The organism is Niabella sp. CPT15-335-S11 (genome assembly GCF_058792415.1).
Genome location: NZ_JBYTEI010000001.1, coordinates 1,096,079 through 1,111,855, shown reverse-complemented (window position 1 = coordinate 1,111,855; position 15,777 = coordinate 1,096,079). Strand labels below are relative to the sequence as shown.

Here is a 15,777-nt window from a genome sequence, read left to right as displayed (position 1 = left end):
AGATGAAGTTGATGTTACTTTTTTTAGGTCTCTTTTTGTCCGCCCAGGGCTTTGCTGGCAACAGGCAAGTCACCTCAGACACCGTGGGCGGGGACCTCACGAAATACGTTAACCCCAATATCGGAACTGCCCACAGCCGCTGGTTTTTCTACACACCTGCTTCTGTACCTTTTGGTATGGCCAAACTGGCGCCTTCCACGAACGGTTCCTATGGTAACAAATCAGGCTGGGAAGCCGTGGGGTATGAAGATACCCATACGTCCATTGAAGGGTTTGCCTGCTTTCATGAATTTCAGATCGGAGGAATAATGCTAATGCCCGTAGTTGGTGAACTTAAGACCCAGCCTGGGAATATGGAGCAGTCTGGGAGCGGCTACAGGTCTGCATTTGACAAAAAACATGAATATGCCACCGCCGGTTATTATTCAGTCAATTTGAAAAATTATGGCATCAGGGCGGAACTTACAGCCACTAAACGGGTAGGATTTCAACGCTATACTTTTCCTGAATCGAAAAAGTCATATATCATCTTTGACGTAGGCAATCAACTGGGCGAAAGTGGTAAAATTAAAGATGCTGAGGTGGAATGGGTTGATCCAACTACGGTCCGGGGTTATGTTATCACCGATCCGGAATATGTAAAAAAATATCAGAAGGGCGCTGATATACGTATGTATTTTTATGCTAAACTGAACAAGCCTGCAACTGGCTGTAAGCTATTCTACCGGGGTCAGAAAATTATGAACGGCAATAAGATCAGCGGACCAGGAAGTTGTCTGGCGCTTCTGTTCAGTACAAAATCAGGCGAAGAGGTTACGGTAAAGATCGGGCAGTCCTATACTTCAATCGAAAATGCAAAACTAAACCTGGAAACTGAAGCCGGTTCACTGGGATTTGACGCAGCTAAGCGTCAGGCAAATAAATCGTGGAATGAAAGTCTGGGTAAGATCAGAGTGACCGGTGGATTAAAGGAAGACAGGATCAAATTTTATACGGGTTTATATCATGCCCTTCTCGGGCGAGGGCTTTCGAGTGATGTAAATGGCTCCTATCCCAAAAATGACGGAAGCATAGGAATTATACCAAAAGGTAAGAACGGTAAACCTATACATCACCATTACAATACAGATGCTATATGGGGCGCCTTCTGGAACCTGACCCAGCTATGGGCTTTGGTTTATCCTGATTATTTTTCAGACTGGATCAAAAGTCAGTTGCTCGTGTACAGCGACGCCGGCTGGCTGGGAGATGGCATTGCCAACAGCAAATATGTTTCCGGTGTCGGAACAAATTTCACGGGGCTTGCTATTGCATCAGCCTATAATTGCGGAATCAGGGATTTTGATGTAAACCTTGCTTATGCAGCGGCCTTAAAAAATGAAACCGGGTACGCGGGGCGTATCGAAGGCGCCGGCAGAATGGACAACCGATTATTTGTTGAAAAAGGTTATGCGCCTTATGTCCCCGAACTTGCGTGGAAAACTACAACAGAAGGTTCGATGTGGGGAACTTCTCATACTCTGGAATACTCTTTCAGCGCATTTGCGGTAAGTCAGTTTGCGAAACACCTCGGGAAGAAGCAGGACTTTAATTTGCTGCACCGGTTATCCAAAGGATGGGAGTTGGTGTTTGATAAGGGAACCAGGCTGATGCGGCCAAAGCTTCCCGATGGCAGTTTCTTAAAAGATTTTGATCCACTGAAACCCTGGATAGGGTTTCAGGAAGGCAACGCGGTCCAGTACACGTTCTATGTTCCGCACGAGCCTGAAAAGCTCGTGAACCTCGTTGGGAAAGACGCCTTCAACCGGCGGCTTGACAGTATATTTATCCGCTCGCAGAAAGATGTTTTTGGTGGTGGCAAAACCCTGGATGCATTTTCAGGTCTGCAGACTGTTTACAATCACGGCAATCAGCCTTGTCTCCATCAATCCTGGTTATTCAATTTTTCCGGCCGGCCGGATCTCTCTCAAAAATGGGTAAGGGCCATTTGCAATGAATTCTACGGGACGGATGGGATTCACGGCTACGGCTACGGCCAGGATGAAGATCAGGGTCAGTTAGGGGCATGGTACGTGATGTCCTCACTGGGGTTGTTTGATGTAAAGGGACTGACGGAAATCAACCCGAAGTTTCAGATTGGAAGTCCTTTGTTCGAAAAGATTGAAATCCAACTGGACCCCAGGTATTATAAGGGTAAAAAATTTCTGATCCGGGCAAAAAATACATCTCACAAGAATCAATACGTACAATCAGTTAACCTGAGTAATAAACGGCAAAATGGGCTCCTGGTCCCTTTCCGTACAATTGTAGAGGGCGGTGTGCTGGACCTTCAAATGGGTGATAAACCCGCACGTCGTTAGCGGCAGTTTACGAATAAATAGCTATTTTCATTGCCCACACAAATGCCTGATATGAATTTTCTACTGCTCGTTTTCCTCTCGATTGTGTCGCCAGCACCATCTTCAAACCCGGTCCCTTCCATGATTCCGGTGAATCTCACCACGGAATATCTGAAGAACCCAACCGGTCTGGATGAAAAGACCCCGCGCTTCAGTTGGAATTACAGAACAACCGATGAAAATGCAAAGGGTCAGAAACAATTAGCTTACAGGCTTATTGTAAGCAGGAACAAATCCAATGTCCTTAAATACATTGGTGATGAATGGGATTCAAAATGGGTGAGGTCCGACAAAATGAACTTAATAGCGTACGGAGGCGCTCCTCTGAAATCCGATCGTACTTACTACTGGACCATTCAGGCAAAAGATAACCATGGAAGTATAACTTCTGGTCCGGTGGCACAATGGGCAACCGGCGTGTTTGAGGAGAAAGAATGGGCGGCAAAATGGATCGGCTCTTCTCAAATCTTCATTCCGGGTGTCAATGATTGTAATGTGGATGATCCATGGTTGCGAAAATCCTTTCTGCTGAGATCTGTTCCCGTAAAAGCCACACTGTTTGTAACATCGGTGGGATATCATGAGGTGTACGTCAATGGTCATAAAATTGGAGACCACGTGCTGGCGGGCGCCGTCACGGATCATACTAAACGTGCCAGGTACCTCTCTTACGACATTGCCCGTTATTTACGACCGGGGAAGAACGCTATTGTGTTATGGCTGGGCGCTTCATGGTCGATCTTTGCACCATACAACACGCCGGGCCGACCGCGTACGCCAATTGTGGCTGCGCAGGCCGATCTTTATGACGGGCGCATGAAGCGGATCGGGAGAATTCAGACGGACGGCACTTGGAAAGTACATTCAAGTCCCAACCGCTTACTTGGCACCTGGGGAATGCATCATTACGGTGGCGAAATTTGGGACGCCAATAAAGAAATCACGGGCTGGGATCAACCCGGTTATGATGATGTCTCCTGGAAAAAAGCCGTTGTTTATCATCCGAATTTGAAAATATCGGCACAGGTTGTGGAAACCAACAAACAGGTGCACGAAATTCATCCGGTTGGGATTGAAGATCTCAACGATGGCTACCGCGTGGATATGGGTGTAAACTTTGCCGGTTGGTCTAATATCCGCGTTAAAGGCGATCCGGGCGATACCGTTCGCTTCTTCTTCTCTGAACGGGAAAAAAATGAAATGACCTTCAACCTCCACAGCGCTTACGTCATCGGCCCTTCAGGAGAAGGCAACTTTCAAAACAGGTTTAACTACAGCAGCGCGCGATGGATCACCATCAAGGGATTGAAGCAACGACCCGCTCTGAATGATATCAAAGGCTGGGTTGTACGCACGGGCTACCAGCGTGTTTCCACTTTCCATTCAAATAATGAATTACAAAACTGGATCTACGACAGAACCTGCTGGAACTTCGAGAATCTTACGGTGGGAGGATATGTGGTGGATTGCCCGCAGCGCGAGCGCTTCGGCTATGGAGGCGATGCGCACGCCACATCTGAAGCGGGGATGTATAATTACAATCTTGGCGCTTTTTACACTAAATGGATGGAGGACTGGCGCGATGTTCAGGGCACTGAGACGATGACCGGCAATATGGATGATACATCCTGGGCACGCAAGCAAGTGGGTAGCGGCCGGATCATGGGAGGAGGCGTATTGCCTCATTCTGCACCCACGTATCACGGTGGCGGCGGACCAGCATGGGGAGGAATCGTCGTGGATCTTCCCTGGTATGTTTATCAGCATTATGGCGACACGCGAATCCTGGAGAGGAATTTTCCAATGATGAGAAAATGGATCGCGTTTCTTGAATCACATACCAAAGACAACTTATTGCAACGCTATGGAGGTCAATGGGATTTCCTGGGCGATTGGCTCTGGCCCCATGCCACGGCAGAAGGTATGAACAATGACAAACCTGAAAATCTTTGTTTCAACAATTCTTTCTATGTGTACAACCTGAGAACTGCTGCACGTATTGCCGAAGTATTAGGACATCGGTCGGTCGCAGCAAAATGGACCCAACAGGCCAATGAAACTGCAGCAGCCATCAACAGAAAATTCTTCAACGCCACCGACAACAGTTATGCCGACAGTTCGCAAAGTAATCTGGCGATGGCCCTCTTAGCCGGAGTCCCTGCAGCGGACCGGCATGCAGGTGTTCTGAAGAGGCTTGAGAAGAGTATTCTGGAAGATCACAAAGGTCATATAGGTGCAGGTATCACCGGAGGTACTGTACTGTTTAAGTTGTTACGTGATGAACAACGGGACGATCTGATGTACTCGATGACTTCTCAGACGACTTATCCGGGATGGGGGTACATGCGGGCTAACGGCGCTACTTCCATATGGGAGATGTGGGAAAAGGATCTGCCCGGTCATTCATTGTTGCACAGTTCCTTCCTGTATGCCGGCCCCTGGTTTATCGACGGACTGGGTGGTATAAAAAAAGATCCCCGCAAGTACGGCTTTCAGCATTTTGTTGTAACGATTCCCAATGTCCCGGAGAAAGAAATCAATGAGGCAAAAACCAATTTTGACTCACCAGCGGGACTGATAAAAACACATTGGAAAAAACAAGATGGAAGGCTTTGGCTACAGCTTACGATTCCCCCAAACTGTTCAGCCACTGTTCATATCCCGCGACTATCAGCGACAGGTACGCAGACTTTCGATACCTACGAGTTGACATCGGGACTATATCAGTTCAACCGTTAAATCGGAAAGGCCTATGATCAATAAAGAAAATTTACGAATGATGGGCAAAGGCTCTACAGATTTCTAAACAGGAACTGTGTTGGCGGCCAATCCGGCAAATCTTATCTTTTACCCTGATTTTTCAGAGAAGTTCACAAAAAATTAACGCGAGCGGTGAAAACCGGTCCCTGTTACTTTTTTTTTAATACTTTTTTTTATGATAGGTTTGTGATATCAATTTAAAAATATGCAAACTGTTTTAGGTGCCGGTGGCGACATTGGAAGACTCCTGGCAGGAGAGTTGACCAGCTATACCAATCAGATCAGACTGGTGAGTCGCAATCCAAAAAAAATTAATGAAAGTGATGAACTGATGGCTGGAAGCCTGTTGGATGCTGCATTTGTCAGACAGGCGATTGCAGGAAGTGAGATTGCTTACCTGGTTGTGGGACTTCCTTACGACCACAAGATCTGGCAAGCGCAATGGCCCGTAATTGTAAAAAACGTCATTGACGCTTGTCTGCAACATCAGTGTAAGCTGGTCTTTTTTGATAATGTGTATTTGTATGACCAGCATACCATCCCGCACATGCGGGAAGATAGCCCCGTGAATCCGCCTTCAAAAAAAGGAAAGGTTAGAGCACAATTAGTGCAAATGATCAACGATGCCATCAAGCAGGATGGACTGAATGCCCTTATCGCCCGCAGCGCCGATTTCTACGGCCCCGGTGCAGCAAATGGTATGCTCAATATACTGGTCCTGGACAAGTTTAAAAAGGGTGGAACAGCAAACTGGCAGTCAGATATTTCAAAGAAACATAGTTTCACTTTCACACCGGACGCTGCAAAAGCTACGGCATTATTGGGCAATACCGCATCAGCCTATGGTCAGGCCTGGCATCTGCCTACCTCCGGCGAACAGTTGACGGGCAGGCAGTTCATTGAACTGGCTGCGAAGCTTTCCAATCAAAAGCCAAAGTATTTCGTACTCAAAAAGGCGCTACTTACGATTGTCGGCCTTTTTTCAAAGACCATTGCAGAATTAGTAGAAATGCAATATCAAAACACGCAGGACTATTTTTTTGACAGTGAGAAGTTTGAATCCGCATTTAGTCTCAAACCAACATCCTATGAACAGGGAATAAGACAATGTTTGGATTTCCCGGGATAACATCCGGATAACTATCTACGGAGAATTACGTTCGATATTCTACTCAAATATTTCTGAAAAAGATAAGGCTATCGCTGGCTGGCGATCAAAAGATTCAGGTCTGTATATTTCAGGTCAAAGCGCTGACTGAGGTAAAAATTGGTGAGATAGCCTTTGAACAAATAAATCCCGTTTCTGAGGTGCACTTCATGCCAGGCAAGATTTTCGAATCCGCCATTGTCGCCTGCGTCCATCAATAATGGCATCAGAACATTACTGATTGCCTGCGAAGCTGTGCGTGCAAATGCCGATGGAATATTAGGCACGCAATAATGAATGACACCATATTTCATAAATATCGGCGCTTCCTGAGTCGTGACTTCCGAAGTTTCAAAACAACCGCCATGATCTATGGTTACATCAATGATCACGGATCCCGGCCGCATGCTGCTCACCATTTCTTCGGTCACGATCATCGGCGCGCGGCCACTTTCATTTGTAAGTGCACCTATAGCCACTTCGCAGGTGCGTAATTGTTTGGCCAGTAGCTTCGGCTCTATCAATGAGGTCCACAATCTTTGCCCGATCGTATTTTGTAATCTTTTCAGTCTTGAGACATTATTATCAAATACTTTAACCGATGCACCCATTGCCAGCGCAGCCCTGGCAGCATACTCACCTACAATCCCCGCACCGATAATGATAACTTTCGTCGGCGCAATCCCCGAAATCCCACCCAGCAACACGCCCTTGCCATGATTCGCTGAACTGAGGTACTGCCCGGCGATCAGTATGGCGGCACTGCCCGCAATTTCGTTCATACTCCTGACGATTGGATAAGAATCCGTATCATCCTTGAGGTTTTCAAACGAGACTGCTGTTATTTTTTTTCGCATCATGGCGCAGAGCACTTCCGACCTCATGACGGAGAGTTGCAGTGGTGAAATAATGACCTGGTTCATTTGGAGCAGGGGCAGGTCTTCTTCTATCACAGGAGCGGTTTTAAGCAGCAACGGGGCTTTAAAAACTTCTTCTCGGCTATCTACAATCTTGGCGCCCGCATCGCTGTATTCTTTATCCCGGTAATGAGCAGCATCCCCCGCGTTTCTTTCCACCACAACCTGGTGCCCGTTGTTTGCCAGAACGCTGACTGCATCCGGGGTAAGGGCTACCCGGTTTTCCTGAAATGCAAATTCCCGCGGAATTCCAATCGTCATTCCGCCGCCCTTTACTTTTACATCCAGCGTTTCTTCCAGCGTCTCATAGCTGATGGAACTGCTGATAACAGGTTCTTTTTTGCCCATATCACCTTTCCCTTTAACGAAAACAGTCGCCCGCCGGAGACAGGCAACCTAACAATTTGATTCTAACGGTTTCCCTGAAAAATATTACCAAAATTACTTATTTCCTTTTAATTTCGATCACACGCTCCCGATCGCCGGCCCAGGTCAGATAAAGATGGAGCGTGTCGTCCGGTAACAAAGAAGCTGCCCTTTCCGGCCATTCCACAAAACATTTTATTCCGCTGTATAAACAGTCCTCCACGCCCGCCCTGACAGCTTCATCTTCGGATCGTAAACGGTATAGATCAATGTGATACAGGGACTTATGCACGCCCTTATCTACATAAACATACTCATTGATCAGCGAAAATGTGGGGCTACCCACGCGGTCCCGCACTCCCAGATATTCACATATGGCATGAACCAGCGTAGTCTTGCCAGACCCCATTTCCCCGTGTAAAGCGACCACAGTGCTCAACGAGGCCTCCTGCCATACCCAGGACGCAATCTCACCAAGCGATGATTCACTGAACAATTTTTTCATCCGGCAAAGATAACATGCTCAGACTGTAGCTAATAGATGACAGCGATGCATTCTTAAAAAAAATACTAACGAATGTTAGGGTTTTGAAAAAATTGCTTATCTTTACTCTCTATACTCTTTGCTTGCAGAGTAAATCAGTTGTCGTTAGCAAATGCGTGCCGCCGGACTTCTTCCGGTGGCTTTTTTTGTAGTCTACCGCCTGCTAAAAAACCAAGTATCTGTCCCGATTCATAACTTTGCTCAGGTCTTGCATTTAACCTTCGACAACATTTGCCGGCATAAGCTAATTTGAAATGATTCCACAAATTGATATTTATAAAAGAAACTTTAAAAATTATCCTCCCACGGGGGGATGTCTCTGCGAAGTTCTCCTGGCTACCTGCCTTCGGCAAGAAAACCGATAGGCAGGCATCTGACGAAATCATCAACAGTCAAAAGGCGTTGTACCAAAAAATATTCGGATGAAATGTCCATAAAAATTAACACATGAATAATAAAATACTCCTGATGATCCTACTGGCTGCATGTTCCTCCATGGCCGGTGTCCGCGCCCAAAGCCTTGAAGGAAGCTGGGCGGGTCATCTCGACCTCCCCGGGATCAAACTACCGCTGACCCTTCATATCCGGGAAACGGGCGATTCCCTAAGCGCCACACTGGACAGTCCTGCTCAGGGCGCCTACGGTATTCCTGCAAACAGCACGAGACGGGTTTCCGGCCGCCTAGTATTTGAAATCCAGAAGCTGGGGGCCAGCTATGAAGGCACGATTCATGCCGACAGCATCAATGGTACCTTTTCACAAAAGGGCATGAAGTTCGCACTGACTTTTTTTAAAGCAGGAAAGGAGATCGAATCCACCATGAAAAGGCCGCAGACACCGGCGCCACCATTCCCGTATTCGATAGAAGAGGTCAGTTTTGTAAATCCCTCTGAAGGCAATATCCTGGCAGGTACGCTCACGACGCCAAAAGAAAAGAATAATTTTCCACTGGTGGTGATGATTACTGGTTCAGGGCCACAGGACAGGGATGAGACCATATTTGGCCACAAACCGTTTTGGGTAATCGCAGATCACTTCACCAGGAACGGTATCGGAGTTCTCCGTCTGGACGACCGCGGAGTAGGCGGTTCCGCGAAAGGCAAAGAAGGCGCTACTTCAGCAGATTTCGCCACCGATATCAACGCGGCCGTCAATTATCTCAATAACAGAGGCTTTCATGACATCGGATTGGTTGGGCACAGCGAGGGTGGCATGATCGCAACCATGGTGGCAACCCAAAACAAACTAGTGAAATTTATCGTCCTGCTTGCCGGCCCGGGTATACCTAACAAAGAGCTGATGGAGCTCCAGACAGAAGCGGTTGCAAAAGCCTCGGGCTCACCAGCTTCTGCCGTGGCCAAAAACATGGCCATTTCGAAAGAAATTTATCAAACGCTGATTAATTATCAGGGCAAAGATCTAGAGGGGGATGTCAGAAAACTCATGGATACGGGAATGTCTGAAATTAGCCAATTACCCGAAAGCCAGCGCAAAGAGGTCGTGGACCAACAGGTAAAAATGATTACCAGCCCCTGGTTCCTGTATTTTATACGTTTTGATCCCCAGGTCAACCTGCAAAAAATCAAGATCCCTGTACTGGCTCTAAACGGAGGCCTCGATGTTCAGGTGACGCCAAAGGAAAACCTCGCAGGGATTAAAAAGTCGCTCGAAGTTGCCGACAACAAGAATTTCACTGTTCGTGAGCTCCCCGGCCTGAACCACTTGTTCCAGCAAGCAAAAACAGGTGCACCCGTAGAGTACGCGCAAATCGAACAAACCATCTCGCCGGAAGTCCTGGACATTATGACACATTGGATTTTAAGTCTAAAGTCGCATTAATATTATAAAAGCCTGCATATGAATTTCAGCGCGTCTTATAGTTTATGGGTCAAAGTCATGACGACAGTCATCATCGTCCTCGTGGTCGTACTCACGGCATTGCAACCTTCCCAACTTTCGCCATACACCGGTATTTGGAGAATCGTCGTGTTCGTTGTGATGGTATTGACGCTGGCAGTCTGCTGGGGATTCTCGGTCCAATATTACGAGATCAATACACATGACATTCTGATAAAAAGATTCTTGCGCGACGTGATTATCCCCAGAGAAGAAATTCAGCGTGTCGAGGTACTAAACAGGGAGCAGCTAATTTGGAGCTTCCGGATATCTGGCGTTGGGGGATTGTTTGGATATTACGGGAAGTTTACCAACAGGCAGCTTGGCAGGATGACCTGGTATGCTACGAATCTGAACCACGGAGTCCTAATCGTAACTAAAACTGGGAAAAAGATTGTTATTACTCCCGACGAACAGCAAAGGTTTGTACATTCCCTGCCGGAGTGCAAATGAAAGTTTTCAAGACGGCTGTTTAACTTATTGCACCGAGGAATTTTAGCCTCGCGCTCAACTGCTCCCTACGTTTGCTGGAAATATTCCAGCCCCGGCAGATCAGTCTAATTTACCCGACGTTCCCCTCCAAAGTCGATTGAAGAACAGACCTGTCATACTTATACTTGTTCCAATCAAACCCGATCAGAAACTCGGCGGCGGCCTCCGCGCCCCGCTCAAACATGGTTCGCTTTTCTTCATTAGTTAAAAAGAAATTCAGCCAGTTAAAATCTGAGAGAGGGATAGAACCAATGCCTTTTGAATAGACCCTGTTCTTGATCTGAAAATCTTTATCATAATAATTCCGGATGGTATTGAAAATACGCCCAAAATATCCCATCATGGTCCAATGCTTTGCGTTTTTATCCCGGTCTTCCGGTGACGTATCGTTTAAATCGATCCCAAAGGTTGGAATCCTGGGTTCAAATACTTTAGGATTATAAAAAATACTAATGGGGAAGTTGGAAAGAATACCACCATCCACAAACCGCGCCATAGTTGGGGGATCCGACTCGCCAAGCGTTTCCTGCCAAAGCTGCCTTATTTCCCCATCCTCGCATGGGATGTCTTTGATAAACCAGGACTCAAAGAAGAAGGGAATCGACATAGATGCCCGAACAAAATCTGCCGGATGCAGTTCATCTATGTGCTCCGGCCGGCGAAACAGTCCACTCATGCCGGGAAATTCGATCTTGTTTTGCGTAACCAGTTCTGATGCGATAAAGGTTACGTCTCCCTTCAACCCTTTCAGCCCCTCGGGATGAGGACAACGAAGATGGAGACCTGGAATCTCCTGCCCCGCTTTGTCTTTCAGGTCCCCAATCGTATTTACCTGGTTAGCCTCCATCTGAGCTCTCAGCCAGTTGTAAAAAAACTTACCCGGATTTATTCCATACCCGGCCGACTTAAACTTTCGCAATAATCGTGTCACATACCTGATCCCTTCTGCCAACAGGATGATTGCCACTAACAAGATCGTCAGGAGCGTATCACTCAACTTCAGCAGGCCATCAAACTTTCCGGCAAATGCCAGCGAGAACAGACTCGAAGCAAGCAGGAGTAACAACAGACCTCCCACGATCATAAACAATAATTTCACCCGCTTGAAGAAATTTTTGTGCGTGATAAAAAGCCTGATCATCCTTCGCGCTATCGGCGCACCATCCACCAGATCAAAGAAATTGAGCGAGGCGATCGCATCCAGCACCCTGGTTGATTTTTCTTCATTTTTATTCCCAATGACGGTCAGCATAGCAGTATTAATGGCTCCGGCACTGGTTCCGGCCAATCGCAGAAAACGAATACCCATTTGTTCCAATACGTAGGTGTACCCCACCAGGGCTACGCCCAGCACACCTCCACCCTTTTGAACAAGGTTAACATATTGGTTCCCGTCCTGGTCCAGTGTATCTGAAACCCGCAAAGGTCTGCCGCCCTCATTAAAAACACTCCGCAGCTTTTGCAGGCTTGCCTGGACATTCGGACTCTCCGTAAAATACTCAACAGGAACCTTCGGGATTTTCGGTTTATTCATCATTTTGCTTTTTGGGGTTGAATGATATTTTAAAGTTAGATTAAAAGGCAGATAAAAGGGCATCCATGAAATTGAATCACCATAATTAGCGATGACAATCGCGAATTATTCTATCTTTGTGTCCGCAAAAAAATGTGCCATGACATTAAAAAGAATACAAAATTTACTGCTTGTACTATGCCTGTTTTCACTCGCGCCCATTTGGTCGGCGGCTCAGAAAACCCAGTCACAGCCAGGGTACTTAAAGCTTACCATCTTCCGCTACAAAAATAACATCCAGGAAAAGCAACTCGACGATTACCTTCAGCAGGCACTCGTTCCTGCGCTGCACCGGATGAAAATAGGTCCGGTAGGCGTATTCAGCAACCTTGCCAATGATACAGCGACAATAAAGTCAAAATACGTACTCATTTCATTGCCATCCCTTGGTATGATGGAAACGCTTGACAGGAAACTTGCCGTTGATAAAACCCTGCAAACAAACGGGGCAGAATATATCAATGCATCCTATAAGACACCAGCCTTCGACCGGATGGAAGTCATCCTGCTCCGGGCCTTTTCCCTCGCACCCCGGCTGGAGACCCCTAAACTGAAAGATCCAAAGAATGAACGGGTGTATGAATTGAGAAGCTACGAAGGTCCCACGGAAAAATTGTTTCTGAATAAAGTACATATGTTCAACGAAGGTGGGGAAGTGGGGATATTCAGGAGATTAAATTTCAATGCCGCATTTTACGGCGAGGTGCTTGCCGGTGCAAGAATGCCCAACCTGATGTACATGACCTGTTTCGAGAATAATAACGACCGGGAGGCACATTGGAAAGCCTTCGGGAGTGATCCCGAATGGAAAACGCTTTCGGCTATGCCCGAATATAAAAACAATGTCTCCAGGTCAGAAAAAATTCTATTGCGACCAACCTCCTACTCTGATCTCTGAGGATAAAAATGCCGGATCACGAACGATCCAAATAAATTAAGTCGTAGTGGCACATTGGCCATTCCGACTGAAGGTTGAACGGGTGTATGATTTCTCAATGGCCCGTCTTAGTGGCACATTGGCCATCCCGACTATTTCAGGGAGACTGACCTGTTCTGCAGTTTTGTACTGAAACGTGGAGTACAATGAATATTTGGCCAGGACGCCGTATGGCCTCAGGCTAATAACGCATCAATAGCTTTGTGAATTTCATCAAAGGGGAAGGTGCTTACTTTTTTATCCATCAACGCTTTTATTTCACCAGTACAAAGATTACCGATGCTGCCTTCATGATAAATTATCGCTTGTTGGTGACCTTTATCCCGTGCTTCCCCTTCTGAGGCTCCGGATTCCGGCGCTGTAAATGTACCTGTTTCCACCTGGCGTCCGATTTCTTTATACGCATCCCTGAAAGGTATGCCTTTCATCACCAGTTCGTTGACTGCGTCCACGGTAAAAAGGTATTTGTATTTTTCATCCTTCAGCAGATCCTTTTTTATTTCGATATGCCTCAGCATCAGACCGGCCATCTCTATACAATCCCTCAAAGTGGCGAATGCAGGGAAAAGGTGCTCCTTCAGCAATTGCAGATCCCGGTGATATCCTGACGGCAGGTTAGTCGTCATCAGCGTAATTTCATTTGGAAGCGCTTTGATCCGGTTGCAATGTGAACGGATCAGCTCAAATACATCCGGATTCTTTTTGTGCGGCATGATACTGCTGCCGGTAGTCAACTCGGGCGGGAAACTCACGAAACCAAAGTTCTGATTCAGGTACAGGCACATGTCCATACTCAGCCTGGCTAGCGTATCTGCAATATTAGCCAGGGCCTGCGCAACTACCCGCTCTGCCTTGCCGCGTCCCATCTGTGCATAAACTACGTTATAATTCAAATGGGCAAAGCCCAGCAACTCCGTGGTCATCCGGCGGTTTATCGGAAAAGAAGACCCATAGCCTGCTGCCGAACCGAGCGGATTCTTATTTACTACATCGAAAGCGCTTTTCAGGATCGTCATATCATCGACCAGGCTCTCGGCATAGGCGCCAAACCAGAGCCCAAAACTGGAGGGCATCGCCAGTTGCAAATGTGTGTAACCGGGTAGTAAATCGTCCTTATACTTTTCACTCTGTATCTGCAGCAGGTCGAAAAAAGAAATCACGCTACGCACCAGATCTTCGATCTCCTTTCGCAGGAATAATTTTATATCCACCAGCACCTGGTCGTTCCGGCTCCTGGCGCTGTGTATTTTTTTGCCGATATCGCCCAGTTCGCGGGTCAGCAGCAGTTCCACCTGCGAATGAATATCTTCCACACCAGGCTCCAGTGCGAAGCCTTTGTACTGAATAGCTTTATAAATGTTTTTGAGTGATGCGACCAGCAAGTCCAGTTCCTGCCTGGTTAACAGCCCGATCGACTCCAGCATCCGGATATGAGCCAGGGAGCCCAGTACATCAAAGGGTGCCAGGTACATATCCATTTCTCGATCCTTTCCCACCGTAAAGGCCTCCACTTCAGAAAGTGTGGCCATGTCCTTTTGCCAAAGTTTTGTCATGTGTTGCAATTTATAGGATTCAGGCAACTTGTTCAAAATCCCGGAATAAAATTAGTTCTTTCTTCAGACACAGTATCGCGCCGGCGTCCCTCCATCCCCGTCAGCTATTGGTTAACGGCTGTTGTCAATAACTCTCTCAAGAATCTCAATATAATCCCGGATCCCGTCTCTGATCTCGTGCAGGTAAATAAATTCATCGGCCGTGTGACTGCGGGCGCTGTCACCAGGACCCATCTTAAGCCCGGGGAATGGCATTAACGCCTTGTCAGAAGTTGTGGGAGACCCATATACGGATTTGCCCATGTCCAATCCGGCCCGGACAATGGGGTGATCCAGGGGAATGGAAGTAGATCGTAACCTGGTGGACCGGGGCTTTATTTCTGAAACGACCTGCTCACGGATAACCTGCAAAACTTCCTCAAAAGTGTAACACTCATTTACCCGTACGTCCACTACAAAGTGACAGGTTGCCGGAACCACGTTATGGGCTTTATTTTCGGTTTCAATGACGGTCACCGTCATTTTATTTTCTCCCAACAGTGAGGATTTCTTATCGAACCGATAGGACTGGAACCATTCAATATCTTTGATTGCTCTGGTTATGGCATTATCTCCTTCGCTGCGTGCTGCGTGACCTGCTTTTCCTTTCGCCAAACAATCCAGCACCATCAAACCCCTTTCAGCAACGGCCATCTGAAGAAGTGTTGGTTCACCCACGATTGAGAATCCAATTTGGGGCAGGATTCCAGTCACGGCCTCGATGCCATTCAGTCCGGAAATTTCCTCTTCGGCACTAGCCACCAGCATCAGATTATAGCTGAGGTCCGGGCGTTCATAGAAATGAATGAAAGCGGCGATCAGTGATACCAGACTACCGCCGGCGTCGTTACTGCCCAGTCCATACAATTTTCCGTCCGCTTCAACGGGATCAAATGGATCCAGGGTATAATTCGGATTCGGTTTAACCGTATCATGGTGTGAATTCAACAGCACGGTAGGTTTACCCCGATCGAAATATTTGTTCCTGGAAATAATATTATTTCCCAGTCGCTCTACCGGGATTCCTTTTGCAGTCAGGAAATCGACCAGGATCTGGGCCGTGCTGTCTTCTTCTCTGCTGAACGAGGGAGTCCGGATCAGATCTTTTAACAGCGCAACGGAATCAGCAAATAATTTTTCGGTCATAGTCGGTT

General features: G+C 47.1%; 11 protein-coding genes. 6 read left to right on the top strand and 5 right to left on the bottom strand.

All coding sequences use genetic code 11. The annotated features are described in order from the left end of the window. Positions 1 to 2 precede the first annotated feature (2 nt). The 3 genes from AC3WS5_RS04385 (at position 3) to AC3WS5_RS04375 (ending at position 6,288) form a co-directional block, all read left to right on the top strand. Complete coding sequence (locus tag AC3WS5_RS04385) at positions 3 to 2,360, top strand: GH92 family glycosyl hydrolase (RefSeq protein ID WP_492466030.1); 2,358 nt, start codon at positions 3 to 5, stop codon at positions 2,358 to 2,360. 51 nt (positions 2,361 to 2,411) lie between these two features. Continuing rightward, positions 2,412 to 5,138, top strand: coding sequence for a family 78 glycoside hydrolase catalytic domain (locus tag AC3WS5_RS04380; RefSeq protein ID WP_492466029.1), 2,727 nt, complete (start codon positions 2,412 to 2,414; stop codon positions 5,136 to 5,138). A 226-nt stretch (positions 5,139 to 5,364) separates the two neighbouring features. Beyond that, entirely contained in the window at positions 5,365 to 6,288 is a 924-nt protein-coding gene (locus tag AC3WS5_RS04375) for an NAD-dependent epimerase/dehydratase family protein (RefSeq protein WP_492466028.1), read from the top strand. Positions 6,289 to 6,356: 68 nt separating this feature from the next. Here the strand turns inward: AC3WS5_RS04375 and AC3WS5_RS04370 are convergent, their stop codons facing one another. Together AC3WS5_RS04370 and tsaE are read right to left on the bottom strand one after the other, a co-directional pair. Further along, positions 6,357 to 7,571, bottom strand: a complete 1,215-nt coding sequence (locus tag AC3WS5_RS04370; RefSeq protein WP_492466026.1) for an alanine dehydrogenase — start codon at positions 7,569 to 7,571, stop codon at positions 6,357 to 6,359. 97 nt (positions 7,572 to 7,668) lie between these two features. Further along, positions 7,669 to 8,094, bottom strand: coding sequence for a tRNA (adenosine(37)-N6)-threonylcarbamoyltransferase complex ATPase subunit type 1 TsaE (gene tsaE, locus AC3WS5_RS04365; RefSeq protein WP_492466024.1), 426 nt, complete (start codon positions 8,092 to 8,094; stop codon positions 7,669 to 7,671). Positions 8,095 to 8,580: 486 nt separating this feature from the next. On the opposite strand from tsaE, the gene AC3WS5_RS04360 reads away from it, so the two are divergent. Together AC3WS5_RS04360 and AC3WS5_RS04355 are read left to right on the top strand one after the other, a co-directional pair. After that, positions 8,581 to 9,972: an alpha/beta hydrolase family protein gene (locus AC3WS5_RS04360; protein ID WP_492466023.1), complete on the top strand. Its 1,392-nt coding sequence runs from the start codon at positions 8,581 to 8,583 to the stop codon at positions 9,970 to 9,972. An 18-nt stretch (positions 9,973 to 9,990) separates the two neighbouring features. After that, positions 9,991 to 10,482, top strand: a complete 492-nt coding sequence (locus tag AC3WS5_RS04355) for a PH domain-containing protein (RefSeq protein WP_492466022.1) — start codon at positions 9,991 to 9,993, stop codon at positions 10,480 to 10,482. Between the two features lie 109 nt (positions 10,483 to 10,591). On the opposite strand, the gene AC3WS5_RS04350 is transcribed toward AC3WS5_RS04355, so the two are convergent. After that, positions 10,592 to 12,055 carry a patatin-like phospholipase family protein gene (locus AC3WS5_RS04350; RefSeq protein ID WP_492466021.1) on the bottom strand — a complete coding sequence of 488 codons (1,464 nt, stop codon included), beginning with the start codon at positions 12,053 to 12,055 and terminating at the stop codon, positions 10,592 to 10,594. Positions 12,056 to 12,194: 139 nt separating this feature from the next. Between AC3WS5_RS04350 and AC3WS5_RS04345 the strand changes: the two genes are divergently transcribed. Then, entirely contained in the window at positions 12,195 to 12,992 is a 798-nt protein-coding gene (locus AC3WS5_RS04345; RefSeq protein WP_492466020.1) for an NIPSNAP family protein, read from the top strand. A 215-nt stretch (positions 12,993 to 13,207) separates the two neighbouring features. On the opposite strand, the gene argH is transcribed toward AC3WS5_RS04345, so the two are convergent. Both argH and AC3WS5_RS04335 read right to left on the bottom strand, forming a co-directional pair. Beyond that, positions 13,208 to 14,584, bottom strand: coding sequence for an argininosuccinate lyase (argH, locus tag AC3WS5_RS04340; protein WP_492466019.1), 1,377 nt, complete (start codon positions 14,582 to 14,584; stop codon positions 13,208 to 13,210). A gap of 111 nt (positions 14,585 to 14,695) precedes the next feature. Next, a complete protein-coding gene (locus tag AC3WS5_RS04335; protein ID WP_492466018.1) occupies positions 14,696 to 15,769 on the bottom strand; it encodes a M20 family metallo-hydrolase in 1,074 nt (357 codons plus the stop codon). Positions 15,770 to 15,777 lie beyond the last annotated feature (8 nt).